We start from the raw sequence: 24194 nt of genomic DNA, 5'->3' as shown, positions 1-24194 counted from the left end.
CCGTGCGCGCCCGTCCAGGGGGTGCCGGGCCCGACTGCCCGGCACCGCGCCGGGCAGTCGCCGTCTTCTACTACCCTTGACGGGTGACTCTTCGCCTGTACGACACCAGCGCCCGGCAGATCCGTGACTTCGAGCCCCTCACCCCGGGCTGCGTCTCGATCTACCTGTGCGGTGCCACGGTGCAGGCCGCGCCGCACATCGGGCACATCCGCTCGGGCCTGAACTTCGACATCATGCGCCGCTGGTTCGCCTACCGCGGCTACGACGTCACCTTCGTCCGCAACGTCACCGACATCGACGACAAGATCATCGCCAAGGCCGCCGAGCAGGGCCGCCCCTGGTGGGCGATCGGCTACGAGAACGAGCGGGCCTTCAACGACGGCTACCGCGCCCTCGGCTGCCTCCCGCCCACCTACGAGCCGCGCGCCACCGGGCACATCCCGGAGATGACCGAGATGATGCGCGCCCTGATCGACAGCGGCCACGCCTACGCGGCCGACGGCAACGTCTACTTCGACGTCCGCTCCTTCGACCGCTACCTGGCCCTGTCCAACCAGGACCTCGACCACCTGCTCCAGCCCTCCGGCGAGGGCGAGACCGGCAAGCGGGACCAGCGCGACTTCGCCATGTGGAAGGCCGTCAAGCCCGGCGAGCCCCACTGGGACACGCCCTGGGGTCCCGGCCGCCCCGGCTGGCACCTGGAGTGCTCGGCCATGGCGCACAAGTACCTCGGCTCCGCGTTCGACATCCACGGCGGCGGCGTCGACCTCGTCTTCCCGCACCACGAGAACGAGATCGCTCAGTCCGCGGCCTACGGGGACGCGTTCGCCACCTACTGGCTGCACAACGCCTGGGTGACGATGAGCGGCGAGAAGATGTCCAAGTCGCTCGGCAACTCCGTGCTCGTCTCGGAGATGGTCAGGCAGTGGCGGCCCATCGTGCTGCGCTACTACCTCGGCACCCCGCACTACCGCTCGACCATCGAGTACAGCGAGGAGGCACTGCGGGAGGCCGAGACGGCCTTCGCCCGCATCGAGGGCTTCATCCACCGGGCCGTGGAGCGCACCGGCCCGGTCGAGCCGTCGGCCGAGGTGCCCGCCGAGTTCGCGGCGGCGATGGACGAGGACTTCGGCGTGCCGCAGGCCCTCGCCGTCGTCCACACCACCGTCCGGCACGGCAACGCCGCCCTGACCGCCGACGACAAGGACGCCACCGCCACCGCCCTCGCCGACCTGCGCGCCATGCTCGGCGTCCTCGGGCTCGACCCGCTGGACGCCCACTGGCACGGCGCGGGCCACGAGAGCGGCGAGCGGCTGCACGACGTCGTCGACTCCCTCGTCCGCCTCGTCCTGGACCAGCGCCAGGCCGCCCGCACCCGCAAGGACTACGCGACGGCCGACGCCATCCGCGACGAACTCACCCGGGCCGGTCTCGTCATCGAGGACACCCCGCAGGGCCCGCGCTGGGAGCTCGGCTCGGCCGCCGAGCGCTGAGGCCGGGGGCCCGCCACCGGGTGACCGGGCGGCCGGGCCCGCGCGCCGGACGGCCCGGCACGGTGCCGCCGCTCGACGCCACCCGGCCGTGGCCCGCACCATGGACGCGGGCCGCACCACAGAACTTCACGCAGTACCACCGGAAAGAAGGACCCTCCCATGGCCGGCAACAGCCAGCGGCGCAACCGCCGCACGTCCAACAAGAAGGGCGCGCAGGTCGGCAGCGGCGGCCAGCGTCGCCGCGGCCTGGAGGGCAAGGGCCCCACCCCGCCCGCCGAGATGCGCAAGGGGCACGCCAAGCAGCGCGCGGCGCAGGCCCGGGCCCGCCGCGCCACCGGGCGCCCCGCCCCCCGCCGCGGTGGCCCGAAGGGCACCGCGGAGCTCGTCGTCGGCCGCAACCCCGTCTTCGAGGCCCTGCGCGACGGCGTGCCCGCCACCACGCTCTACGTCCAGCAGTTCATCGACAGCGACGACCGGGTGCGCGACGCGCTCAAGCTCGCCGCCGACCGCGGCGGCATCCACCTGCTGGAGGCGCCCAGGCCCGAGCTGGACCGGATGACCGGCGGCCTCAACCACCAGGGCCTCGTGCTCCAGGTCCCGCCCTACGAGTACGCCCACCCCGAGGACCTGACCGCCGCCGCCTTCGACGAGGGCGACGACCCGCTGATCGTCGCGCTCGACGGCGTCACCGACCCGCGCAACCTCGGCGCCGTCGTCCGCTCCGTCGCGGCCTTCGGCGGCCACGGCGTCGTCGTACCCGAGCGCCGCGCCGCCGGGATGACCGCCGGGGCCTGGAAGACGTCGGCCGGCACCGCGGCCCGCACCCCCGTCGCCCGGGCCACCAACCTCACGCGGGCGCTGCAGGCCTACCAGAAGGCCGGGCTCATGGTCGTCGGGCTCGCCGCCGACGGGGAGGCCGAGCTGACCGACCTCGACCTGCTCGACGGCCCCGTCGCCATCGTCATCGGCAGCGAGGGCAAGGGCCTCTCGCGGCTCGTGAGCGAGTCCTGCGACGTCCGGGTGCGCATTCCCATGCCGGGCGGCGCGGAGTCCCTCAACGCCGGTGTCGCCGCCGGCGTCGCGCTCTACGAGGCGGCCCGGCGCCGCCGCTGACCCCGGGCCGGAGGACCCGGCGGTGTGCCGGGGGCGTGCGCGGTGGCCACGAGCGCCCGGGGTGTGCGCCCCGGGCGCGCGGGTGCGCCCTCGGGCGCACCCTTTGACTGATCGCGGACAGATCGGCGGGGTCAAGGCAGTGTCCTAAAGGTCCGTCACTCGGTTAGATGAGTGTGGACACCAGAACACCCCGCACGCCCACCGGGGGAAGCCCGGGCGGTTTCTTCGACGATGAGCCGATCCTCAGCTCCGTCAAGGTGCCGAGCGACCCGGCGCAGGTGATTGTCAACAACGTGAGCTTCCGGGTAAAGCTCGCCACGCCGACGCCGCAGAGTCGCGCGCTGGCGGACACCGCCCAGCGGCTCCCGGGCGTCCCCGGAGGCGCCGCCGACCCGCTCGCCCCCGCCGCCGTCTCCCTCCCGGCCGGTGCCGCCGCGGCGGCCGGTGCGGCGACCGCCGTCAAGCGGCGCGCCCCCGTGGTGTGGAGCGGCCAGAGCGCGCCCGGCGACACCGCGGCCACCCGGCTGCTGGACGCCGTGCGCCCCGGTGGCCTCGGCACCGTCCCGCCGCAGCCCGACGGGCAGCGTCCCCGGTCCGCAGGCTCGACCCAGGTCCTGCCGCGGGTCACCCCCGACCTCACCGTGCCGCCGTCCGTCGTGGGCCCGCGACCCCCGCAGGACGAGCGCCCGCTCCTGGACGGCGTACGGCCCGCCGAAGGCGCCTACGACACCCCCGCACACGGCACCCCGGCCACCGACGGCGACGGTGACGAGGGCTACGACGCCGGCCGCTACGAACTCGCCGGCGACGACCGCCGCCCCGCCCGCGAGGGCGCCGACCGCGCACGGCACGCCTACTACCCCGGTCGGCGCATGAACCTCGGCGTCGTCCTGCTGCCCCTGCGCATCTTCCTCGGCTTCATCTCCGTCTACGCCGGCATGGGCAAGCTCACCGACCCCGTCTACTTCGAGGGCGGCGAGCGCGGCTCGATGGTCCACTGGCTCGAATCCCTCGAGCCCTGGACGATCGCCGCCCCCCTGCACAGCTTCGCCGTGGCCCACCCCGTCGGCGCGGGCCTGACCGTGGCGTTCCTCCAGGTGCTCGTCGGCGTCCTCACCGTCTGCGGCCTGTGGCAGCGGCTCGCCGCCGGCGTCGGTGCCCTCCTGTCCGCCGCGCTGCTCGTCACCGTGAGCTGGCGCAGCGTCCCCGTCTACGACGCGCCCGACATCATCTACCTCGCCGCCTGGTCCCCCCTCGTCATCGCGGGCGCCCCCGTCTACTCCCTCGACGCCCGCCTCACCAGCGAGGCCTGGCGGCGGCTCGGCCCCCGCGTCGCCCTGTGGGACCTCCGCCGTCGCGTCCTGCGCCGCGGCGCCCTCATGGCGGCCGTCGTCGCCGGGCTCACCCTCCTCGTCGGCTCCCTGCTCGGCAGCGCCGTCCGCTCCGCCCAGGTGACCACCGTCCCGGAGCCCGGTGAGCCCCCGCGCAACCACCTGCCCGGCTCCCCGCTCCCGCAGGACCCGGCCTCCCGGCCCAGCCAGGGCGTCACCTCCGGCCCCACGGTGGGCCCCAGCGCCGGGCCGAGCGCCGAGCCCAGCACCACGCCCAGCCCGGACGCCGCCGAGGAGACCACCGGCAGCGACGGCACCGGAGACGCCCCCAGCCAGGACCAGACCGTCCAGGCCCCGGCGCCGCCCCCCGCCCCCGAACCGCCCGCGCCGCCGCCCGCCCCGGAGCCGCCGACCGACGGCTCCTCCGGCGGCACGCCGGACGGCTCGACCGGCGGCACCACGGGAGGCTCCGGCGACGACTCCGGTGACTCCACGGACGACTCGTCCGGCCGCGGCGCCCTCGGCGGTCTGCTCGGCTGATCCGGTACCGCCGCCCACCCGGCCCGGCGCGTGGCCTCGCCGCCCGCGCCGGGCCGCTCGGCGTCATGGCTGTGGCCGTGGTCGGTGCCGTCGTCCGTGCCGAGGTCCGTGCCGCCGTCGGCGCCGGGGCCGCCGTGAGCGGGAGACGACGGGCGCGAGGCGCACCCCGCCACCCCGCTACTCCGGCTGCTCCACCGGAGGCTCGGGCTCGGCCTGCGCGGAGGCCGCCAGCTCCCGGGCGGCCTCCGACAGGTCCTTCGCCGTGTCGATGGCCCGCCAGTACGCCCCCTGCGGCAGCGGGAAGCCCGCCAGCCGCCCCTCCCGCGCCAGCTGCGGGAACGCCGTCCGCTCGTGGTCCCCGCGCTCCGGCAGGAAGTCCGTGAACTCGGGGGCGCACACGTAGACGCCCGCGTTCACCTCGTACGTCGTCGGCGGGGCCTCGATGAAGTCCGTCACCCGCCCGAAGCCGTCGGTGCGGACCGCGCCCCAGGGAATCCTCGGCCGGGCCAGCGCCAGCGTCGCCACCGCCGCCCGCTCTCGGTGGAACGCCGCCATCTCCCGCAGCGGGAACCGCGTCCAGATGTCGCCGTTCGTCGCGTACCACGGCTCGTCCGCGCGCGGCAGCGCCTGCGCCGCGAACCGCAGCCCGCCGCCGCGCCCGAGCGGCTCCGGCTCCACCACCGTCGTCACCCGCAGCGGCCCGGCCTCCGGCCCCTCGCCGACCAGCGGAAGCTCCGCCGCCGCCAGCCACTCCTGGAGCACCGACGCCAGGTGCCCGCACGACACGACGACATCCGTGACGCCCTCGTGCGCCAGCCAGGACAGCTGAAAGCCGATGATCGGGGTCCCCGTCCCGGGGATCTCGATCATCGGCTTGGGCCGGTCGTCGGTATAGGGCCGCAGCCGGGAGCCCTGGCCACCGGCCAGGATCACGGCCTGCGTCGGTTCAACACGCGGATCGTCTGCCATGCCCGCACGCTATCGGGCGGCGGCCGACGATCCGCGGCAAGCTCAGCGGAAGTCGGCCACGCCCGAGGCGAACGACGTGTCGCACACCGGCCGCGCGAAGCGCTGCGCCCGCTGCGCCGAGCCGTACTTCTGGACGGCCGCCTGTCCGAGCGCCCGGGCGATCGCCACGCAGTGCCGGGCCAGCGACGGCTTCTCGTCCACGGCGCGCTGGAGGCTGGTGAGGGCGACGCCCGGGTCCTTCTCCTGCAACTCCGCCACCAGCCGGTCCCGCAGCACCTCGTGCGGGGCCCGCGGCTCCTGACGGCCGGACGCCGCGCGCTCGGTGGACGCCGTCAGCATCTGCGACTCGGACGGCGCCCCGGACCACGGCACCCGGGCCACGGCGAGCGTCCCGGACAGCACCAGGACGACCGGAAGGACAAGGGCGAGACTTCTGCCGATACGGCGCACTGCCTGATTCACTGGTGTCTTCCTCGCGACGGGATTCCCCGGCGACGCCAGGGGCGGAACGGGTGCCCACAAAGGGCTGCCGGAGCGATGGTAGCGAGGGGTAGTGATATGGCGACAATTGGTCACCCTGATGAGCGAAGAAAAAGTGGTTTCGCAGGCGTGATGTTGACGCTTGGCGCCCCGGACGAGTCATCCCGCGCTCGCGCCGTTGCCGTTGCCGCGCGGACGACGGCAGGGGCCCGCCCCCGAGGGCGAGCCCCTGCCACCTCTGTGCGCTCGATCAGTCGCTGAGCCGCTCACCCGAGGAGGTCGCGAACACGTGCGACTCACCGGCCCGCGGCACGACGTGGATCTCCGAGCCCTTCTCCGGCACGCCGCGGCCGCTCACGCGCACGACGATGTCCTTGTCCTCCCCGCCGACGTGCGCCGTCCCGTAGACGAAGGCGTCGGCCCCGAGCTCCTCGACGACGTTCACCGTCACCGGAAGCCCGGCGGGTTCGTCCTTCTCCAGCGCCCGCGAACCGTCCCCGTTCACCAGGTCGAAGTGCTCGGGCCGCACGCCCACGGTCACCGTGCGGTCGCCCTGGGACGCGGCCTCCGCCACGGCCTCCCGCTCCACCGGCACCAGGCTGTTGCCGAACTTCACCCCGCCGTCGGTGATCGGCACCTCCACCAGGTTCATGGCCGGGGAGCCGATGAAGCCCGCGACGAACAGGTTCGCCGGCTTGTCGTACATCCGGCGCGGCGAGTCCACCTGCTGGAGCAGGCCGTCCTTCAGCACCGCCACCCGGTCGCCCATCGTCATGGCCTCGACCTGGTCGTGCGTGACGTACACGGTGGTGATGCCCAGCCGCCGCTGGAGGCTCGCGATCTGCGTACGGGTCTGCACGCGCAGCTTCGCGTCGAGGTTGGACAGCGGCTCGTCCATGAGGAACACCTGCGGCTCCCGGACGATCGCGCGCCCCATCGCCACCCGCTGCCGCTGACCGCCGGAGAGCGCCTTCGGCTTGCGCCCCAGGTACTCGGTCAGGTCGAGGATCTTGGCCGCGTTCTCCACCTTCTGGCGGATCTCGGCCTTCGGCACGCCCGCGATCTTGAGCGCGAAGCCCATGTTCTGCGCGACGGTCATGTGCGGGTAGAGCGCGTAGTTCTGGAACACCATCGCGATGTCCCGGTCCTTCGGGGGAAGGTGGGTGACGTCCCGCTCGCCGATGCGGATGGCACCCCCGTTGACGTCCTCCAGCCCCGCGAGCATGCGCAGGGACGTGGACTTCCCGCACCCCGAGGGGCCGACGAGGACGAGGAACTCGCCGTCCTCGATCTCGATGTCGAGCTGGTCGACGGCGGGCTTCTCGCTTCCCGGGTACACCCGGGTCGCCTTGTCGTACGTGACCGTGGCCATGTTGTTGTGTCTCCTTCACCGGCAGGAACGTGCCGGACGATCCGAGTAAAGGGAGGAGTCGCCCACGAGACCGTGGACATTCCGCGAACGTTAACCCGCGACCGACCGCTTTGTCAGTAGCCGGAAGTACTCGCGACCACCCGTCGGCGGCTGTGTAGAGTTGACCGCGTCCACGCCGCCTTAGCTCAGCTGGCCAGAGCAACGCACTTGTAATGCGTAGGTCGTCGGTTCGACTCCGACAGGCGGCTCCGACGCGAGGCCCCGGTCCACCCCAGCGGTGGCCGGGGTCTCGTGCGTCGCGTCGAGGGGGCGGCCGGGCGGCGTGACCGCATCGGGGCGTGCCGGGGGCTGCCCCCGGCCTCGGGTCCGTCCCCGGCCTGTCCGGCCGGGTCTGCGGGGGGCGCCGGGTCCGACGTATCGTCCGTGTATGAGGGATATGTCGGCGTGTGGGCGGGGTACCCGGTGCCCGACCCCCGGGGTCGGCCAGAGGGGGTGAGGGCGTGGCGGACGGCGGTGGCCCGGCGGCCGCGGCGGGCTCCGGCCTGGAGTGGCTCGACGGTCCGCTGGTCGACGGCATGCGGGACACCGGCGCCACCACGGGCGCCGTGTACCTCCTGCCGCCGGGCGAGGAGACGCTGTACCTGGCGGTGCTGAGCGGGCTGTCGCAGGAGATCGCCGTGCCCTGGTCGAGAGTGGAGCTGGGGGCCTCGACCCCGGTGAGCGACGCCCTGCGGGGGAACCGGCTGGTGTGGCTCGGCAGCCAGGAGGAGGTGGCGCGCCGCTACCCGCGGATCGCGCTCGTGCTGCCCTACCCGTTCACGCTGGCCGCCGCGCCGATCGCCACCGACGCGACGGTGTGGGGCGGCCTGGTGATGCTGTGGCCGGGCGAGCACACGCAGCAGCTGAGCGCTCACGAGCGCGACGTGGTCGACCACACCCGCAGCCGTCTGGGGCTGCGGCTGCTCAGGGCCCGGGAGGCCGGGCACCCGGTGCTGCCCGGCTCCGAGCCGCGCGTGCTGCCCCCGTCCCGCGCCGGGCACCACCGGCCGGACGTGGCCCGGGCCGCGATCGACTTCGCGGAACGACTGCCCGACGGCTGCTGCGCGCTCGACCTGGACGGCAGGGTCACCTTCGTCACCGCCACCGGTGCCGAACTCCTGGGCGCCGAGGTCTCCGAGCTGCTGGGGACGCTGCCATGGGAGACGCTGCCGTGGCTGGACGACCCGCTCGTCGAGGAGCACTACCGGTCCGCGGTGGTGACCCGCCAGCCCACCTCGTTCACGGCCCTGCGCCCACCGGACCGGTGGCTCTCCCTCCAGCTCCACCCGGACGCCACCGGCATCAGCGTCCGGATCGTCCCCACGGCCCCGGAGCCGACGGAGGACGAGGCGGGGGGCGGGCGTGCCGAGGGCTCGGCCACGCCGAGCCGGGCCGGCGTGCTGGCGCATCTGACGCATCTGGCCGCCACGCTGGCCGAGGCGGTCGGGGTGCGGGACGTGGTCGACGGGGTCGCCGACCAGATCATGCCGGCCTTCGACGCGCAGGGCCTGATCCTCTTCGTGGCGGAGGACGACCGGCTGCGGATCCTGGGCTCGCGTGGCTACAGCGCTGAGGCGGCGGAGCGCCTGGACGGTCTCCGGCTGTCGGCGTCGCCGAGCCCGGCCGCCCAGGTCCTCGGTAACGGCGCCCCCCGCTTCATGACCTCCCCCGAGGAGATGGAGAGGCTGTTCCCGGGGGGCCCGGCGCTGACGGGGAAGGCCGCCTGGGCGTTCCTGCCGCTGATCGCCTCCGGCCGTCCCGTCGGCTCGCTGGTGCTCTCCTACGACCGGCCCCGCCACTTCCCGCCGACGCAGCGTGCCGTCCTCACCTCCGTCGCCGGGCTCGTGGCCCAGGCGCTGGACCGCGCCCGTCTCCACGACACCAGACAAGAGCTGGCCCACCACCTCCAGACCGGCCTGCTGCCGCACGCCCTGCCCCGGGTGCCCGGGCTGGACGTGGCGGCCCGCTACCAGCCTGCCGGCCTGGGCATGGACATCGGGGGTGACTTCTACGACCTCATCCGCCTGGACGACACCGCCGTCGCGGCCGCCATCGGCGACGTCCAGGGCCACAGCGTCACGGCCGCCGCGCTCATGGGGCAGGTCCGCACGGCCGTCCACGCCACCGCCGGCGCACCGCCGGGCGAGGTCCTCGCCAGCACCAACCGCCTGCTCACCGACCTGGACCCGGGGCTGTTCACCAGCTGCCTCTACGTCCGCGTCGACCTGGTGCGCCATCGGGCCTGCCTGGCCAGCGCGGGGCATCCGCCCCCGCTGCTGCGCCACCCCGACGGGCGCACCGAGACGCTCGACGTGCAGCCGGGCCTCCTGCTCGGCATCGACTCCTCGGCCGAGTACGAGGCGGCGGAGGTTCCCCTGCCGGTCGGGGCCACGCTGGTTCTCTACACCGACGGGCTCGTCGAGACCCCCGGTGTCGACATCGGGGACGCCACCGCCGAGCTCGCGGGCCATCTGGCGCGGGCGGGGGACCGGCCCGTGGAGGAGCTCGCCGACGCCCTGGTCGACCGCGCCCGCGGGTCCGCGCCGAGCATCGACGACATCGCCCTGCTCCTGCTGCGCCCGGAGCCGGCCGACCGGTGACGCGGGCCGAGCCCGCCGCCTGCCCGGTGTCACCCGAACGGGGGCCACCGGGTGGGGGCGGGGCGGGGGCGGGCGCAGGGTGGGTGGCATGTGGCCGCGCAGGGTGGCGCAGGGGGCGGCGGTGTCGGTACTGGCACTGCTGATGACCTGGAGCGCCCCGGAGCGGCCCCCGGTGGTGGAGCCGGGTGCCGGGTCGGGGCCGCGCCCGGCGGCGCCGAAGCCCCCGGTCGTGGGGCGGGCGGTGTGGCACGCGGACGAGGAGGCGGTGCGGGAGGGCCCGGCACGCACGCCGTCCGCCGAGGCGGTTTTCGTCCACCACACCAACCACCCCAACGCGTACGACTGTGAGCGGGACGTGCCCGGGCTGTTGCGGGAGATGCAGCGGCAGCACATCGAGGGGCGGGGCTGGGACGACCTGGGCTACAACTTCGTCGTCGACCGCTGCGGGACGATCTACGAGGGCCGGGCCGGGAGCGAGGAGCGCACGGTGCTCGGGGCGCACACGAAGGGGTTCAACAAGCGGAGCGTCGGCATCGCGGCGCTCGGCACCTTCGGTGCGGGCCAGGAGGTGCCCGACCGCATGCTGGCGGCGATCGCGGCCGTGGCCGCCTGGAAACTGAGCCCCGGGGCCGACCCGCTGGGCCGGGTGCGGATGGAGTCGACGAACGACGCGAGCCTGTACCCGAAGGGGACGGAGGTGACGCTCGACGTGATCGCCGGGCACCGGGACGGCTATGCGACGGACTGCCCGGGCCAGGCGCTCTACGAGGCCCTGCCCGGGCTGCGGGAGCGGGTGGCCCGGCTGCGGACGGAGCACGCGGCCCGGGCCTCGGGCGGCCGGTGAGGGCCCGGCGGACGTCCGGACGTCCGCCGGCGTGACGGGGGCGGCCGCTACGGGACGAGGACGACCTTGCCGGTGGTGGCGCGCTCCTCCAGGGCCCGGTGGGCCTTGGCGGCCTCGGCCAGCGGGAAGGCGTGCACGAGCGGGTCGAACGTGCCGTCGGCGAGTCGTGCCATGGCGCGTTCCTCCAGGACCCGCAGGTTCTCCATGCCGCCGATCCGGTCGAACATCGGCTTGCCCAGCACCGACCGGGAGACCACCCCGCGACGGCGCTGTTCGTCCTCGTCGAGCACGGCCTGCCCGGAGGGGTCGAAGCCCGTGGCGGCGTAGCCGTAGGACAGGTGGGTGCCGCCGGGCGCCAGCAGGTCGACGGCGGCCCGGCCGATGTCGCCGCCGACGCCCTCGAGCACGTGGGTGACGGGGCCGGGCACCCGGCGCGTCCAGCCTCGCTCGCGGTAGTCGACGGCCACGTCCGCGCCGAGCCGGAGGACGGCGGCCGTCTTGTCCGGGCCGCCGGCTGCGCCGATCACCCGGGCTCCGGCCCGCTGGGCGTACTGCACGAGGAGCGAGCCGACGCCCCCGGCCGCGGCGAGGACGAGCACCGTGTCGCCCGGGCCCGGCTCGATGAACTGGAGGATGCCCATGGCGGTGCGCCCGGTGCCGATGACGGCGACGGCCTGGGGCTCGGCCACGCCCTCGGGCAGGACGTGCAGCCGTTCGACGCCGGTCACGGCCCGTTCCGCGTAGCCGCCGGGGACCATGCCCAGGTGGGCGACGACGCGGCGGCCCAGCCACTCGGGACCGACGCCCTCGCCGAGGGCCGCGACCCGGCCCGCCACCTCCCGGCCGGGGATCGTGGGCAGTTCGGTGGGCGTCGGGCCGGACTTCCGGCCCGAGCGCAGGGCGGTGTCCACGAGGTGGACCCCCGCGGCGGCCACGTCGACGAGGACCTGGCCGGGTCCGGGAGCCGGGTCGGGCACCCGCTCGTAGGTGAGGTTCTCGGCGGGGCCGAAGGCGTGCAGTCGTACGGCGTGCATGGTGTGTCCCCCCAGCGGCTGACGCGTGCGGTGCGGTTGACGCCCACCATCGAACGTGAACGTAAGTTCAAGTCAACTGCCCGCGGTCGGTGACTGTCAGTGGTGTCTCCCATGCTGGATGTCATGACACCGCGCACGCCTTCGCAGCCGCCCAGGCCGCCACGTCCGGGCCCGTCCCGGCGGGCGGGTCCGACCCCGCCCCGGCCACCCGAGTTCACCCTGCCCGAGCAGGACGGCCACCTCGGCCCCCTCGCCCCCGAGGGGGACTACGACGGCCTGGCGTTCACCTCCCTGGACCTGACGGGGGCCGACGCGCCGAGTGCGCGGTTCCTCGACTGCACGCTGAGGGACCTCACGCTGGACGAGGCCGGTCTGCGCGGCGCCCGCTTCGCCGACTGCGCGCTGGAGGGGGTCAGGGGCGTGGGCACCGACCTGGTGGACGCCCGGTTCCGGGACGTGACCTGCGTGGACGTCCGGCTGGGCGGCGTCCGGGCCTACGGGGCGAGCCTGTCCCGCGTCCTGGTCCGGGGCGGCAAGCTGGACGTCGTCAACCTTCGGGGGGCCACGTTGACCGACGTGGCCTTCGAGGGGTGCGTCCTGGTCGAGCCGGATCTCGCGGGCGCCACGCTCACCCGGGTCGCCTTCCGGGACTGCGTCCTGCGCGGCGCCGATCTGACGGGCGCCACCCTCGTCGACGTCGATCTGCGGGAGACGGCGGGGTTCACGCTCAGCCGGGGCGTGGAGCGGCTGGCCGGGGCGACGATCACCCCGGCCCAGCTGCTCGACCACGCGCCCGCACTCGCCGCCGCTCTGGGCATCCGGGTCCAGCCGTGAGGCGCGGCGGCGTTCCTCGGGCGGTGCCTACCCCCGGGGCAGGGCGCGGGCGGTGTGCACGGTGGTGGCGTGCAGGTAGAAGGCGTCGGGCCGGTGCAGCAGGCCCGACTCCGCCCCGGGGTCGAGAAGGCGGTCCAGCGTCGCGAGGTCCTCCGCGTCCAGCAGTTCGGCGAGCCGCTCGCGCTTGCGGGCCAGCCGGTCGCGCAGGTGTGCGCGGGCGGGCCGGGCCAGGGGTGCCGGGTGCTCGGAGAGGAACGTGCGGCTGCCGGTGGGGGTGAGCCCGGCGGCGGTGAGCAGGGCGGGCCAGTCCTCGACCACGTCCACGGTGCCGCTCAGCCCGGCGCGCATGGCGGCGAACGCCTCCTCCTCGGCGGCGTCCAGACGGGCTTGCAGGCCGGGCCGGCCCAGGCCGATGTCGCGCGGCAGGAAGCGTAGGGGCAGGCCGCGTTCGGCGATGGCCAGCAGACCGCCGGGGCGGAGGGCGGCGGCGAGGGAGGTGAGGGCCGCCTGCTGGTCGCCGAGGTGGTGGACGACGTTGCTGCTCCAGACGAGGTCGGCCGACGGCAGGGTGCCGAACTCGGCGGGCAGGTCGGCGCGGTGCGTGGTCAGCTTCAGGCCCTGTCCCGACGCGCGCTCGGCGGCGTGGTCCAGGAGGGCGGAGGACTGGTCCGCGGCGACGGTCTCGGCCTCGGGGAAGGCCCGGGCGAGCACGCAGGCCGCCACCCCGGGGCCGCTGCCCACGTCCAGCACGCGCCGGACGGCCGGTTCCGGGGCGCCGTCCGCGTCGCCGCCGGCGCCGGCCGCCGCGTCCGCGTCGGCGGCCGTCAGGCCGCGGAGCCACTCCGCCGCCCGCTCCAGGTACGGCAGGTGCAGCTCGCCCTCGCGCAGCAGCTCGGTGACCATGGCGTCCCAGTCGAGGTCCGCGTGGTCGTGGTCGTGGTGGTGGCCGGTTTTCGTGTGCTGGTGTCCCGTCATGGTGTGCGCCTCCATGGTGTGCGGTCCGGGGTTCACGCCCCGCCGACGCTCAGCGTGCGGGCGGCTGAGCGTCACCGGCAATCTTTGTTGCCGTTTCCGGGACGGCGCGGTGCAATGGGCCGCATGGACGACACCACCGCCATCGGCCGGGCCCTGGACGAGGTCGGCCCGCGGCTCAAGCGGCTGCGCACCGAGCGCGGGGTGACGCTCGCGGCGCTGTCGGAGGCCACCGGCGTCTCGAAGAGCACCCTGTCCAGGCTGGAGACCGGCCAGCGCCGCCCGAGCCTGGAGCTGCTCCTGCCGATCGCCCAGGCGCACCAGGTGCCGCTGGACGAGCTGGTCGGCGCGCCCGAGGTCGGAGACCCGCGGGTCCGCCTCGTCCCCCGGCGCCTGGAAGGCCGCACGGTGCTGCCGCTGACGCGCCAGCCGGGCCCGCTGCAGGCGTACAAGCTCGTCATGCCCGCCGAGCAGCGGACGCCGGACCCGGTGCGCCACGAGGGCTACGAGTGGATGTACGTCCTCGCCGGCAGGCTGCGTCTGGTCCTGGCCGAGCACGACCTCGTGCTCGGCCCGGGGGAGGCGGCGGAGTTCGACACCCGCCTGCCGCACTGGTTCGGGAGCACGGGTGAGGAGCCCGTGGAGGTCCTCAGCCTCTTCGGCTCCCAGGGGGAGCGGATGCACGTGCGCGCCAGGCCGCGTCGCGGTGCGTCACGGGAACCGGGCGACCGGCCCCGGCCGCCGGGCGCCCGGCCGGACACCCGGTCAGGCTCCTAGACGCGGGGGAAGCGGGCCTGGAGGTCCCAGACCAGGGGGTTGTCGCCGAGGTCCTCGTGCAGGTCCACCAGGTCGGCGACCAGGTCGTGGAGGAAGTCCCTGGCCTCCCGCCGCAGCGCGGAGTGGCCGAAGGCGAGCGGGGGTTCGTCGGGCGCCCAGTCGGCGGTGATCTCCACCCAGCCGAAGCGGCGCACGAAGCGCAGCCGGTCGGCGGACTCGGTGAGGTCCAGCTCGGCCCGCTGCGGCCGGGACGCGCGGCTGCCCAGGGGGTCGCGGTCGAGGTGCTCGACGACGTCGCACAGCGCCCAGGCGAAGTCCAGTACCGGCACCCAGCCCAGGGCGGTCGCCAGCTCCCGGTCGGCGTCCACGTCGGCGAGGTAGACGTCGCCGCGGAAGAGGTCGTACCGCAGGGCCCGCACGTCGGCCCGCGCGTAGGCGGTCTGCGGCGGGTCGGGGAACCTCCGGGAGAGCGAGTAGCCCAGATCGATCACGCGTCCATGCTCCCACGTGCGGCGAGGCGGTCCGGGAGTGCGCGATAGGTTCCCGGTGGGCCGATGGGGACGTCGCCGGGAGGGACAGTCATGACCGGGAAGCACATCACCGGGGAGCGCTACACGTTCGCGACCGAGTGGGACGAGGAGCGGGCGCGGCTGGCACACCTGGGCGCGTTCTGGGAGCCCGCCTCCCGCCGGGCGCTCGCGGCGGCGGGCGTGCCCGAGGGCGCCTCCTGCCTGGACGTCGGCGCCGGGGGCGGCTCGGTGAGCCGGCTGCTGGCCGACATGGTGGGGGAGGGCGCGGGCCGGGTGGTCGCGCTGGACGTCGACACCCGGCATCTGGAGGCGGCCGCGCTGCCGTCGCGGGTGGAGGTACGGCGGCACGACCTGCTGGCCGACGAGCCGCTGGGCGAGACGTTCGACGTCGTGCACGCGCGGATGGTGCTCTCGCATCTGCCGGAGCGTGCGCGGGTGCTGGACCGGCTCGTCGAGTACTGCGCCCCGGGCGGGCTCGTCGTCCTCTCGGAGTTCGACATCGACGTGCCGGGGCCGCTGCCCGCGCCGCGCACGGCGGCCGAGCGGTTCCAACGGGTGCACGACGCGGTCGTGACGGTGCTCGGCGGGCGGGGCTGCGACAACCGGTTCGGGCACCGGTTGCCCGCCGCCCTCGCGGAGCGCGGGCTGACCGGCGTCGACGCGCTGGTGGACGGCGGGGCGTTGCGCGGGGGGAGCGCCGGTGCCGAGTTCTACCGTCACACGTTCCGGCGGCTGCGGGAGCCGCTGCTGGCCGGCGGGCTGGTCGGTGAGGAGGAGCTCGGCCAGGTCCTGGCGGACCTGGCCGACCCCGGATTCGTCACGCTCTCCGCGCCGTTGGTGTCCGCGTGGGGGAGGCGTGGGCCCGCTCCCGCGCGATCCGGGCGTTCTGCCGGGTGAGCAGCAGGACCTCCTGGAGGAGTTCGACGCTGCCGCCGCCGCTGCCGAGCGGGTAGAGACGCACGTCCTCGCGGTAGGCCTGCCGGGCGATGCGCAGGTGTCGGCCGCGGAACGTCATGACGGTGCGCAGCAGCTCCACCAGCGCCCTGGCCCCGGCCCGCACGGCGCCCGCCTGCGGGCCCCCGGCGGCCGTCAGCAGCCGGCCCACGGCGGACGGCCTGCCGTGCCAGGCGGCGTGCAGGTGGCGCCAGCGCGGGAGGCCGTAGGGCACGGAGTCGAGCAGGAACCGCTCGTACGCGTCAACGCCGGCGTCCGAGAGCCACACCACCTCGTCGACGAGCCACAGCGGCACCTGGGCCGCCGCCGGGCCCAGGTAGGCGGTGCCGTCGACGGTGAACTCCTCGAAGTAGGGGCGCAGGCCGCGGGCGAAGAACTCGGGGCTGACGTCCGCTATCACCCGGTCGATCGACTCCACCATGACCTCGGTGTGCCGGCCGATCTCCGCCACGAGCGGGGCGAAGCCCGGCTCCCAGGGTTCGGTGCGGCTGAGTTCCCCGCACAGCTCCAGCGCCGCGTGCAGCCGGGGGAAGGCGTGCCGGACGGAGTCCTGGAGGGCCCGCTCCTGCGCGTCTCCGGTGTAGGTGCGGCGCCGCTCGCCCGTCGGGTTCCACACGCAGTAGTGCAGCACCGTGTCCCGCGGCACCATGTCGGTGCGGCGTCCCAACTCCTCCAGGACAGGCAGGAGTTCGGGCACCACACTGCCCGGCTCGGCACCGTGGCGCTTGATGGAGCCGGCGAAGAGCCCGATGTCGCGCATGGCGGCCAGGCACGCGTCGCGGGAGAAGCCGTCGAGGTCGGCGGCATCCGGGAGGATGCGGCGCAACGCCGTGGCCAGCGCGAACAGATCGGCCCGGGGGTTGATCTGCGGCAGCCTGGCGCACAGTTCGTCGGCACCCAGCGGGTCGGCGGCCTGGACGGCGCGTATCTGCTCGGCGGAGCCGTACGCGACCGTCGTCGTGGGCATCGTCAGCGCCCCCGCCGGACGCGGGCGAACTGCATCGGTACGGTCAGTGGGCCGTCCAGCCCGGTCTCGACGCTGCGCCCGGTGAAGTCGCCCATCTCGACGACGTCCAGGCCGGCGTTGAGCAGGGTCTCCTCCAGCTCGCCCGGGGCCAGCCGGGCCGGTACGAGCCCGGACTGGATGATGTCGTCGAGCTTGGACGGGCCGCCCTGCCGGGGCCAGGCGGCGAACAGCACGGCGGCCTCGGGGGCGAGCTCGATGACGTAGCCGTGCCCGCGCTCGCCCAGCAGGGTCGCGAGCGAGTCGCCCGCGCGCTGCCGCGCCTCCTCGGGCAGCTGGTGGATGACGGTGCGCACGTAGACGTTCTGGTCCCCGAACTCCTGGTGGACGCGGTCCGCCTCGCCGGGTACGGACAGGTCCAGCTGTCGGTACGCGACGTTGTCCCGGGGGTGCAGCTGGCGCGCCGCGGCCAGCGCGGAGGCGGAGACGTCGTAGCCGATGACGCTGTCGAAACGTTCCGCCAGGGCCTCCGTCTGACGGCCGTTCCCGCAGCCGACGTCCGCGACCGGCAGCCCGGGCGTGTACCACTCCTGGAGCCGCGGCAGGTGGCGGTGCACGGCCTCGGCCGGGTCCACGTCCCACAGCGTCGCGCCGTCCTCCACGGGACGGTCCCGCCAGAAGGCTTCCCAGGCGCTTGAGTTCCCCTGCACAACAATCTCCTCGTTAGCGGACGGTTCCGGACGGTTCGGATCGGCCGTGCGCACCAGAAGGGGCCAGACCCGATGGCCTGGCCCCTTCGCGACGGCTGTCTCAGACGTTAACGCCGAAGTCCTGAGCGATGCCCACCAGCCCCGACGCGTAACCCTGGCCCACGGCCCGGAACTTCCACTCGGCGCCGTTGCGGTAGATCTCGCCGAAGACCATGGCCGTCTCCGTCGCCGCGTCCTCGCTGAGGTCGTAGCGGGCGATCTCCTGCTGGTTGGCCTGGTTGACGATGCGGATGAACGCGTTGCGCACCTGGCCGAAGTTCTGGCTGCGCGACTCGGCGTCGTAGATGGACACCGGGAACACGATCTTGTCGATCTCGGCGGGCAGCGTCTGCAGGTTGACGTTGATCTGCTCGTCGTCACCGCCGCCCTCGCCGGTGCGGTTGTCACCGGTGTGCACGATCGCCTGGTCCGGCGAGGCCGTGTTGTTGAAGAAGACGAAGTGGCCGTCGGTGTGCACCTTGCCGGCGGCGTTCACCGCGATGGCGCTCGCGTCCAGGTCGAAGTCGGTGCCGGTGGTGGTGCGGACGTCCCAGCCGAGGCCGACGGTCACCGCGGTGAGGCCAGGGGCCTCCTTGGAGAGCGAAACATTGCCGCCCTTGGACAGGCTCACAGCCATGGGGTGGGTCCCTTTCTCAAGGTTCTCGTCAGATGCGACGACGGTACATTCACTCCCCACAACGTCGCTCGGGTACGCGCAGGTTCCGACAACGGGTTTCGGCCCGTTTCCGGCCGGGGGCCGACGGCCGGAAGCGGGGCGGCTGGAGGGAGCTCTGAAGGGGCGGCTCCGGGTCGGCGCGACGCCGAGGGTGCCGGGGAAAAGGCGATGCGGGCGCCGGGGGGAGAGGAGATCATGGGCGCATGTCCGGTCCCTACGTCATCCGCGGTTCTGTCGCCCTGCCCGAGTCGGAGCTGAGCTGGCGGTTCTCCCGGTCGTCCGGGCCGGGCGGGCAGCACGTCAACACCAGCGACAGCCAGGTGGAGCTGCGCTTCGACCTGGCCCGCACCGACGCCCTGCCGCCGGTGTGGAAGGAGCGGGCGTTGGAGCGGCTCGGCGAGCGGCTGCGCGACGGCGTCCTCACGGTGCGGGCGAGCGAGCACCGCTCGCAGTGGCGCAACCGCGAGACGGCGGCCGTCCGGATGGCGTCGCTGCTCGCCGAGGCGACGGCGCCGCCGCGGCCCGAGCGCAAGAAGAAGCGCGTGCCGCGCGGTGTGGTGGAGCGGCGCCTGCGGAACAAGAAGCGGCGCGGCGAGGTGAAGCGGGGCCGTAGGGGACAGGGCTGGGACTAGGGTTTCGTACCACTCTGAGCGATTTCTTCCGGATACTCACGGTTCCTCCGGGTCGTCCCGGACACTCCGGCCGAACCCCGGCAGTGGACTAGACCTCTTGGGGGATCTCGGGCGAGACTGTGGACGTGGAATACGTCATCGCCCTCGATGTGGGCGGCACCGGCATGAAGGCCGCCCTCGTCGGCCCGGACGGTGCGCTCCTGCACGAAGACCGTCGTCCCACCGGCCGTGGCCGGGGCCCCGACGCCGTCACCGCCGCTGTCCTGGACTTCGCGGCCGACCTCGCCCGCACCGGCGCCGACCGGTACGGGCGCGGCCCCCGAGCGGCCGGGGTCGCCGTGCCGGGCATCCTCGACGAGCCCGCCGGTGTCGTCCGCTTCGCCGCCAACCTCGGCTGGAGCGACCTCCCCCTCCGCAGGCTGCTCGCCGAGCGGCTGGGCCTGCCCGTCGCGTTCGGCCACGACGTGCGAACCGGCGGTCTGGCCGAGGGACGCATCGGCGCGGGCGCCGGCGTGGACCGCTTCGTCTTCGTCCCCCTGGGCACCGGCATCGCCGGGGCCATCGGCATCGACGGCCGGGTGGAGGCCGGAGCCCACGGCGGCGCCGGGGAGATCGGCCACATCGTCGTCCGGCCGGGCGGCCCGCCCTGCGGCTGCGGCCAGCACGGCTGTCTCGAAACGCTCGCCTCCGCCGCCGCCGTGGGCCGCGCCTGGGCCGAGGCCAGCGGGGACGCCCGGAGCACGGCCGCCGACGCGGCGCGCGCCGTCGCCGCGGGCGACCCCCGGGCCGAGGCCGTCTGGCGGGACGCGGTGGACGCCCTCGCCACCGGCCTCGTCACCGCGCTCACCCTGCTCGACCCGCGCATGCTCATCGTCGGGGGCGGCCTCGCCGAAGCCGGGGACACCCTCTTCGCCCCGCTGCGTCAGGCCGTCCGGGCCAAGGTGACGTTCCAGCGGTTGCCCCTGATCGTTCCGGCCGCCCTCGGGGACGCTGCCGGCTGCCTGGGCGCGGGACTCCTCGCCTGGGACCTACTCACCGCGGAGGTCGCGACCCGATGACGCAGCAGTTCAGCCTCGCCGGGGCCCGAGTCGTCACGCCGGACGGCGTGTTGGACGGTGGCCGGGTGACCGTCGAGGGCGGCCGCATCGCCGCCGTCGAGCCGGCCACGGCGATGTCCGGCGAGCGGGGGGCTCCCGCGCGGGTGCGGCCCGGCGACGTCGACCTCGGCGGGCACTGGCTGGTGCCGGGTTTCGTGGACGTCCACAACCACGGCGGCGGCGGTGCCTCCTTCACCTCCGGCACGGCCGAGGACGTGCTGACGGCCGTCCGCACCCACCGCGCCCACGGCACGACGACGCTTGTGGCCTCCACCGTCACCGGCGAGCTGGACACGCTCGCGCGGCAGGCCGGGCTGCTGTCCGAGCTGGTCGAGCAGGGCGAGCTGGCCGGAGTCCACTTCGAGGGCCCCTTCATCTCCCCCTGCCGCAAGGGCGCGCACAGCGAGGCGCTCCTGCGCGACCCGGAGCCGGCCGAGGTCCGCAAGCTCGTCGACGCCGCGCGGGGCACCGCGGTGATGTGCACGCTGGCGACCGAGCGTCCGGGCGGGCTCGACTCCGTCCGCCTCCTCGTCGACGAGGGCGTGCTCGCCGCCGTCGGCCACACCGACGCCACCTACGAGGAGACGCGGGCGGCGATCGACGCGGGGGCCTCCGTGGCCACCCATCTGTTCAACGCGATGCCGACACTGGGCCACCGGGCCCCCGGGCCCGTCGCGGCCCTGCTGGAGGACGAGGGCGTCACCGTCGAGCTGATCGACGACGGCACGCACCTCCACCCGGCGGCGCTGCGGCTGGCCTTCGACCGCGCGGGCTCCGGCCGGGTGGCCTTCATCACCGACGCCATGGACGCCGCGGGCTTCGGTGACGGCCGCTACCGGCTCGGCCCGCTGGACGTGGAGGTCGTGGACGGCGTGGCCCGCCTCGTCACCGAGGACGGCGGCCCCGGCTCGATCGCCGGCTCGACGCTCACCCTGGACGCCGCGCTGCGCCGCGCCGTCACCCGGGACGGCATCGGCATCGAGGACGCCGTACGCGCCGTGTCCACGACCCCGGCGCGGCTGCTCGGCCGCTCCGACCGCATCGGCGCGATCCGTCCGGGGCTGGACGCCGACCTCGTCGCCCTCGACGCGGACCTCACCGTCCGCGCGGTGCTGCGCCGCGGCGAGTGGGCCGTCGGGCCCGCGCCCGCCTGACGTGGGGCCCGGACGGGCCCCGGGCCATCACGCTCGCCCGAGGCCTGGTCCACGGGACGGCCCGGGCTCCGCCGGGGCGCGGCTCCGGCCGGGCCTCAGCCCTCCGCCGGGGCGAGCCACACGCGGCCGAGGGCCACGTCGCAGGCGTCCTTCGCGCCGCAGGTCAGACGGAAGACGTTCTCGCCCTCCTCGACCGTCACCTGGCCGTAGGTGTACGTCCAGGACTTCTCCCAGTCGTCCTTGGGGCCCTTGGCGAAGTTCTTGAAGTTGACGTTCTGCGGCTTCGGCGCGTCGTTGACGAGCAGGCTGAGCTTCATGTCGCGGCCGGGCACGGTGTAGCCGAAGTACAGGAAGTACGTGCCGGCCTCGGGGACGTTCGTCGTCCAGGTGACCGTGGCGCCGGGCTTGTTCAGGCCCGTCACGTACTTGCCGTCCTTGGCCTTGGAGCCGGGGACGTCTCCGGCGACGAAGGGGCCGTTGTCGAGGCGGAGGCTGGAGGCGTCCTCGCTGGGCAGCTCGACCTCCTCGGACTCCTTCTCCTTCTCGCCCTCGCCCTGCTGCTCGTCGTCCTTCTGGCCCGTGCCGTCGGTGCCGCCGGACTGGCCGTTGCTCGCCGAGTTCTGGGCCTGGTCCCCGGTGTCGTCACCGGAGAAGGCGACGGCCGCGCCGACGCCGATGAGGACGGCGCCCACCACGGCCAGGGCCGCTATGAGCAGCCCGTTGCGCCGCTGCCCGCCGCCGGAGCCGCGGGCGCCGTGGCCGCCGCCCGCCGGGCCGGCCATGCCGCGGGTGGCCGCACGGCCGCCGGGCTGCGTCTCCGGGGCCGCGTAGTGCGCGTTGGGGTGGGCGGAGGACGCGGGAGCCTGGGGCGGGTAGCCGTAGCCGCCCTGCGGGGCCTGCGGGCCCTGCGGCGGCTGGCTCTGGGGCGGCGGGCCCTGGGGCGGGTAGCCGTAGCCGCCCGCCTGCTGGCCGCCGTAGCGGCGCTCGCCCACCGGGCGGACCTGCTGGTATGAGGTGCGGGGGACGCCCTGCTGCTGCGGGGCCTGGTCCGGCGCGCCGCCTTCCTGGCGGTACAGATAGCCGAACGGGTCGTCCCCCTCCGGCGGCGTCGTACCGTTGTTTCCGGCGGTCATCCCCTGTTCTCCTCACACGGCATCGGCTGACCCCGGGCAGCCTACCCCGTTCGGGGGACAGCGCAGGTGTACTCCTGTGCGTGGGAGTACCCTCCGGCCCGCTATCCGGCCCGCCGGTGGCCCTTCGAGCGGGAGCGCTTCTCGACGTACATCCGCTGGTCCGCGGACTGGAGGATCTCCTCCACCGACTCGCCGCAGGAGGCCCAGCCGATACCGAAGCTCGCCCCGACCCGCACCTGGCGCCCCTCGACCCGGATCGGCGGGATGATCGCGTTGCGCAGCCGCACCGCCAGGTCGCCCGCGTCGGCGAGGCCCAGCCCGTCCGCGAGGACGACGAACTCGTCGCCGCCGAGCCTGGCCACCGTGTCGTTGTCCCGCACGCCCGCCGCGAGCCGCCGCGCGACCTCGACGAGGACGGCGTCGCCGCAGTGGTGGCCGAAGCGGTCGTTGATGGACTTGAAGCCGTCCAGGTCGCAGAAGAGGACCGCCAGCCCCTTGGCCGCGGGGTCGTCGTTCTGCGGCGCGATGACGTGGACGTGGTGGTCGAATCCGGCGCCCACGGAGGGCGGCGCCGCCGGGCCCTGCGCACCGGGGTCGTCGGCCTTGAAGCCGTCGACGTCGTACCCGTCCGGGCTGAAGCCGTGGGCGCCGGCGCCGTCGAGATACGCGGCGCCCGAGTCGTAGGCGTCGACCCAGGTCGAGTCCGGGCCCGGATGGCCGGGGTACACGCCCGCGTGGTCGTCCCGGTGGCCGTCGCCGTGCCCTTTCGCGTGCCCGCCCGCGTGGACCGACGTCAGCGCCGGGCGCTCGCACAGCCGGGCGCTCAGCCGCGCCCGCAGCTCGGCGCTGTTGGGCAGCCCGGTCAGGGAGTCGTGGCTGGCGCGGTGGGCGAGCTGGAGCTCGTGGCGCTTGCGCTCCTCGATGTCCTCGACGTGGGTGAGGAGGAAGCGCGGGCCGTCGGCGACGTCCGCGACGACCGAGTTCCGCAGGGACACCCAGACGTAGGTGCCGTCGCGGCGGCTCATCCGCAGCTCGGCCCGCCCGCCCTCGGCGGCGGTGCGCAGCAGGGTGCCGATGTCCTCGGGGTGGACGAGGTCGGAGAAGGAGTAGCGCCGCATCATCGAGGCCGACCGCCCGAGCAGCCTGCACAGCGCGTCGTTGGCCTTGATGAGCCGCCCGTGCTGGTCTCCGCCCATCTCGGCGATCGCCATGCCGCTGGGCGCGTACTCGAACGCGGCGCGGAAGCTCTCCTCGCTCGCCCGCAGCGCCTGCTGCTCGCGCTCCAGTCGGACGAGGGCGCGCTGCATGTTGGCGCGCAGGCGGGCGTTGCTGATGGCGATGGCGGCCTGGAACCCGTACATCTGGAGGGCCTCGCAGCCCCACGGGCCGGGGCGGCGGCCGTTGCGCGGCTGGTCGACGGATATGACGCCGAGGAGGTCCCCGTCGGAGGTGTACATGGGGATGAACAGCCGGTCCATGGGGTGCCACTCGTCGGGGAAGCGCGGCGCGGGACCGGGGGAGTGCCACTGCGGGACGTCGTCGTCGTCGAGGACCCAGCCCTCGGTGTAGGGCACGAACCGCAGTTCGCCCCAGGCCTCGCCCAGGGCCAGCCGGCGTTCCCAGGAGGCGCGGGAGCCGACCCGGCCGGCCATCATCGCCTCGGCCCCGGTGCTGCCCGCGACGGCGGCGACGACGAGGTCCCCGTCCTGGCGCACGAGGTTGACGGCGGCCATCTCGAAGCCGAGGCCGGTGACGATGCCGTCGGCGACCGTCTGGAGGGTGTCGGCGAGGCTGCGGGCGGTGTTGAGCTGCGCCACGGACTGGTGGAGTCGACGCAGACTGGTGAGGCGGACGTACGGCTCGGAATCGGTGTCCATCGCCCTCCCCTCGTGGCTCGTCGCCGGCCC

General features: G+C 74.7%; 22 protein-coding genes and 1 tRNA gene. 12 read left to right on the top strand and 11 right to left on the bottom strand.

Annotation, left to right across the window (positions count from 1 at the left end):
* Window positions 1-83: 83 nt before the first annotated feature.
* The 3 genes from cysS to HPT28_RS18985 all read left to right on the top strand — a co-directional run bounded on the left by cysS (window position 84) and on the right by HPT28_RS18985 (window position 4477).
* A complete protein-coding gene (cysS, locus tag HPT28_RS18995; protein ID WP_219092338.1) occupies window positions 84-1493 on the top strand; it encodes a cysteine--tRNA ligase in 1410 nt (469 codons plus the stop codon).
* Between the two features lie 159 nt (window positions 1494-1652).
* Window positions 1653-2606: a 23S rRNA (guanosine(2251)-2'-O)-methyltransferase RlmB gene (rlmB, locus tag HPT28_RS18990; protein WP_219092337.1), complete on the top strand. Its 954-nt coding sequence runs from the start codon at window positions 1653-1655 to the stop codon at window positions 2604-2606.
* A gap of 167 nt (window positions 2607-2773) precedes the next feature.
* On the top strand, window positions 2774-4477 hold the full coding sequence (locus HPT28_RS18985) for a DoxX family protein (protein ID WP_219092336.1): 1704 nt from the start codon (window positions 2774-2776) through the stop codon (window positions 4475-4477).
* A gap of 177 nt (window positions 4478-4654) precedes the next feature.
* Here HPT28_RS18985 and HPT28_RS18980 read toward each other — a convergent pair whose 3' ends face one another.
* The 3 genes from HPT28_RS18980 to HPT28_RS18970 form a co-directional block, all read right to left on the bottom strand.
* Complete coding sequence (locus tag HPT28_RS18980) at window positions 4655-5446, bottom strand: nucleotidyltransferase family protein (RefSeq protein WP_219092335.1); 792 nt, start codon at window positions 5444-5446, stop codon at window positions 4655-4657.
* A gap of 42 nt (window positions 5447-5488) precedes the next feature.
* Window positions 5489-5908 (bottom strand): hypothetical protein, encoded by a 420-nt coding sequence (locus HPT28_RS18975; protein WP_219092334.1) that lies wholly within the window; start codon window positions 5906-5908, stop codon window positions 5489-5491.
* A 268-nt stretch (window positions 5909-6176) separates the two neighbouring features.
* Window positions 6177-7298, bottom strand: coding sequence for an ABC transporter ATP-binding protein (locus HPT28_RS18970; RefSeq protein ID WP_219092333.1), 1122 nt, complete (start codon window positions 7296-7298; stop codon window positions 6177-6179).
* A gap of 174 nt (window positions 7299-7472) precedes the next feature.
* Between HPT28_RS18970 and HPT28_RS18965 the strand changes: the two genes are divergently transcribed.
* The 3 genes from HPT28_RS18965 to HPT28_RS18955 all read left to right on the top strand — a co-directional run bounded on the left by HPT28_RS18965 (window position 7473) and on the right by HPT28_RS18955 (window position 10781).
* Window positions 7473-7546 (top strand) — tRNA-Thr (locus tag HPT28_RS18965).
* Between the two features lie 252 nt (window positions 7547-7798).
* Window positions 7799-9937 (top strand): SpoIIE family protein phosphatase, encoded by a 2139-nt coding sequence (locus HPT28_RS18960; protein ID WP_308119360.1) that lies wholly within the window; start codon window positions 7799-7801, stop codon window positions 9935-9937.
* Window positions 9938-10025: 88 nt separating this feature from the next.
* On the top strand, window positions 10026-10781 hold the full coding sequence (locus HPT28_RS18955) for an N-acetylmuramoyl-L-alanine amidase (protein ID WP_219092332.1): 756 nt from the start codon (window positions 10026-10028) through the stop codon (window positions 10779-10781).
* A 47-nt stretch (window positions 10782-10828) separates the two neighbouring features.
* Here HPT28_RS18955 and HPT28_RS18950 read toward each other — a convergent pair whose 3' ends face one another.
* Window positions 10829-11815 (bottom strand): zinc-binding dehydrogenase, encoded by a 987-nt coding sequence (locus tag HPT28_RS18950; RefSeq protein ID WP_219092331.1) that lies wholly within the window; start codon window positions 11813-11815, stop codon window positions 10829-10831.
* Between the two features lie 123 nt (window positions 11816-11938).
* Here HPT28_RS18950 and HPT28_RS27485 point away from each other — a divergent pair, with 123 nt between their 5' ends.
* Window positions 11939-12649, top strand: coding sequence for a pentapeptide repeat-containing protein (locus tag HPT28_RS27485; protein WP_219092330.1), 711 nt, complete (start codon window positions 11939-11941; stop codon window positions 12647-12649).
* 27 nt (window positions 12650-12676) lie between these two features.
* On the opposite strand, the gene HPT28_RS18940 is transcribed toward HPT28_RS27485, so the two are convergent.
* Window positions 12677-13624, bottom strand: coding sequence for a trans-aconitate 2-methyltransferase (locus HPT28_RS18940; protein ID WP_219092329.1), 948 nt, complete (start codon window positions 13622-13624; stop codon window positions 12677-12679).
* Window positions 13625-13747: 123 nt separating this feature from the next.
* Here HPT28_RS18940 and HPT28_RS18935 point away from each other — a divergent pair, with 123 nt between their 5' ends.
* A complete protein-coding gene (locus tag HPT28_RS18935; RefSeq protein ID WP_219092328.1) occupies window positions 13748-14398 on the top strand; it encodes a helix-turn-helix domain-containing protein in 651 nt (216 codons plus the stop codon).
* Here HPT28_RS18935 and HPT28_RS18930 read toward each other — a convergent pair.
* Window positions 14395-14889: a hypothetical protein gene (locus HPT28_RS18930; protein ID WP_219092327.1), complete on the bottom strand. Its 495-nt coding sequence runs from the start codon at window positions 14887-14889 to the stop codon at window positions 14395-14397. The two genes, HPT28_RS18935 and HPT28_RS18930, sit on opposite strands and share 4 nt — an antisense overlap.
* Before the next feature lie 90 nt (window positions 14890-14979).
* Between HPT28_RS18930 and HPT28_RS18925 the strand changes: the two genes are divergently transcribed.
* Window positions 14980-15825, top strand: a complete 846-nt coding sequence (locus tag HPT28_RS18925; protein ID WP_219092326.1) for a bifunctional 2-polyprenyl-6-hydroxyphenol methylase/3-demethylubiquinol 3-O-methyltransferase UbiG — start codon at window positions 14980-14982, stop codon at window positions 15823-15825.
* Here the strand turns inward: HPT28_RS18925 and HPT28_RS18920 are convergent.
* The 3 genes from HPT28_RS18920 to HPT28_RS18910 all read right to left on the bottom strand — a co-directional run bounded on the left by HPT28_RS18920 (window position 15746) and on the right by HPT28_RS18910 (window position 18232).
* Window positions 15746-16849, bottom strand: coding sequence for a monodechloroaminopyrrolnitrin synthase PrnB family protein (locus HPT28_RS18920; protein WP_219092325.1), 1104 nt, complete (start codon window positions 16847-16849; stop codon window positions 15746-15748). The genes HPT28_RS18925 and HPT28_RS18920 overlap by 80 nt on opposite strands.
* Before the next feature lie 2 nt (window positions 16850-16851).
* Window positions 16852-17556, bottom strand: a complete 705-nt coding sequence (locus HPT28_RS18915) for a class I SAM-dependent methyltransferase (RefSeq protein WP_219092324.1) — start codon at window positions 17554-17556, stop codon at window positions 16852-16854.
* A gap of 100 nt (window positions 17557-17656) precedes the next feature.
* Window positions 17657-18232 carry a TerD family protein gene (locus tag HPT28_RS18910; RefSeq protein ID WP_219092323.1) on the bottom strand — a complete coding sequence of 192 codons (576 nt, stop codon included), beginning with the start codon at window positions 18230-18232 and terminating at the stop codon, window positions 17657-17659.
* 242 nt (window positions 18233-18474) lie between these two features.
* On the opposite strand from HPT28_RS18910, the gene arfB reads away from it, so the two are divergent.
* The 3 genes from arfB (at window position 18475) to nagA (ending at window position 21154) form a co-directional block, all read left to right on the top strand.
* A complete protein-coding gene (gene arfB / locus HPT28_RS18905; protein WP_219092322.1) occupies window positions 18475-18903 on the top strand; it encodes an alternative ribosome rescue aminoacyl-tRNA hydrolase ArfB in 429 nt (142 codons plus the stop codon).
* Between the two features lie 125 nt (window positions 18904-19028).
* The gene (locus tag HPT28_RS18900; protein WP_219092321.1) at window positions 19029-19961 is read left to right on the top strand and encodes an ROK family protein; all 933 of its coding nucleotides are present in this window, start codon (window positions 19029-19031) and stop codon (window positions 19959-19961) included.
* Window positions 19958-21154 carry an N-acetylglucosamine-6-phosphate deacetylase gene (gene nagA, locus HPT28_RS18895; protein WP_219092320.1) on the top strand — a complete coding sequence of 399 codons (1197 nt, stop codon included), beginning with the start codon at window positions 19958-19960 and terminating at the stop codon, window positions 21152-21154. Before HPT28_RS18900 ends, nagA begins: the two co-directional genes overlap by 4 nt.
* Before the next feature lie 95 nt (window positions 21155-21249).
* Here the strand turns inward: nagA and HPT28_RS18890 are convergent, their stop codons facing one another.
* Window positions 21250-22287: a hypothetical protein gene (locus HPT28_RS18890; RefSeq protein ID WP_219092319.1), complete on the bottom strand. Its 1038-nt coding sequence runs from the start codon at window positions 22285-22287 to the stop codon at window positions 21250-21252.
* Window positions 22288-22388: 101 nt separating this feature from the next.
* Window positions 22389-24164 (bottom strand): diguanylate cyclase CdgB, encoded by a 1776-nt coding sequence (gene cdgB / locus HPT28_RS18885; RefSeq protein WP_219092318.1) that lies wholly within the window; start codon window positions 24162-24164, stop codon window positions 22389-22391.
* Window positions 24165-24194: the final 30 nt, after the last annotated feature.

Origin of the sequence: Streptomyces sp. JJ38 (assembly GCF_019303475.1) — a bacterium.
Classification (GTDB): domain Bacteria; phylum Actinomycetota; class Actinomycetes; order Streptomycetales; family Streptomycetaceae; genus Streptomyces.
The sequence above is the reverse complement of the archived record's forward strand: the minus strand, read 5'-3'. Positions and strand labels throughout refer to the sequence as shown.

Bases quoted from the DNA above. Each gene is read 5' to 3' on its own strand.
- HPT28_RS18890 (WP_219092319.1), bottom strand. From the start codon at position 22,287: ATGACCGCCGGAAACAACGGTACGACGCCGCCGGAGGGGGACGACCCG.
- HPT28_RS18985 (WP_219092336.1), top strand. From the start codon at position 2,774: ATGAGTGTGGACACCAGAACACCCCGCACGCCCACCGGGGGAAGCCCG.
- HPT28_RS18920 (WP_219092325.1), bottom strand. From the start codon at position 16,849: ATGCCCACGACGACGGTCGCGTACGGCTCCGCCGAGCAGATACGCGCC.
- HPT28_RS18970 (WP_219092333.1), bottom strand. From the start codon at position 7,298: ATGGCCACGGTCACGTACGACAAGGCGACCCGGGTGTACCCGGGAAGC.
- HPT28_RS18935 (WP_219092328.1), top strand. From the start codon at position 13,748: ATGGACGACACCACCGCCATCGGCCGGGCCCTGGACGAGGTCGGCCCG.
- HPT28_RS18940 (WP_219092329.1), bottom strand. From the start codon at position 13,624: ATGACGGGACACCAGCACACGAAAACCGGCCACCACCACGACCACGAC.
- HPT28_RS18980 (WP_219092335.1), bottom strand. From the start codon at position 5,446: ATGGCAGACGATCCGCGTGTTGAACCGACGCAGGCCGTGATCCTGGCC.
- cdgB (WP_219092318.1), bottom strand. From the start codon at position 24,164: ATGGACACCGATTCCGAGCCGTACGTCCGCCTCACCAGTCTGCGTCGA.
- HPT28_RS27485 (WP_219092330.1), top strand. From the start codon at position 11,939: ATGACACCGCGCACGCCTTCGCAGCCGCCCAGGCCGCCACGTCCGGGC.
- HPT28_RS18910 (WP_219092323.1), bottom strand. From the start codon at position 18,232: ATGGCTGTGAGCCTGTCCAAGGGCGGCAATGTTTCGCTCTCCAAGGAG.
- arfB (WP_219092322.1), top strand. From the start codon at position 18,475: ATGTCCGGTCCCTACGTCATCCGCGGTTCTGTCGCCCTGCCCGAGTCG.
- HPT28_RS18925 (WP_219092326.1), top strand. From the start codon at position 14,980: ATGACCGGGAAGCACATCACCGGGGAGCGCTACACGTTCGCGACCGAG.
- nagA (WP_219092320.1), top strand. From the start codon at position 19,958: ATGACGCAGCAGTTCAGCCTCGCCGGGGCCCGAGTCGTCACGCCGGAC.
- HPT28_RS18950 (WP_219092331.1), bottom strand. From the start codon at position 11,815: ATGCACGCCGTACGACTGCACGCCTTCGGCCCCGCCGAGAACCTCACC.
- rlmB (WP_219092337.1), top strand. From the start codon at position 1,653: ATGGCCGGCAACAGCCAGCGGCGCAACCGCCGCACGTCCAACAAGAAG.
- HPT28_RS18955 (WP_219092332.1), top strand. From the start codon at position 10,026: ATGTGGCCGCGCAGGGTGGCGCAGGGGGCGGCGGTGTCGGTACTGGCA.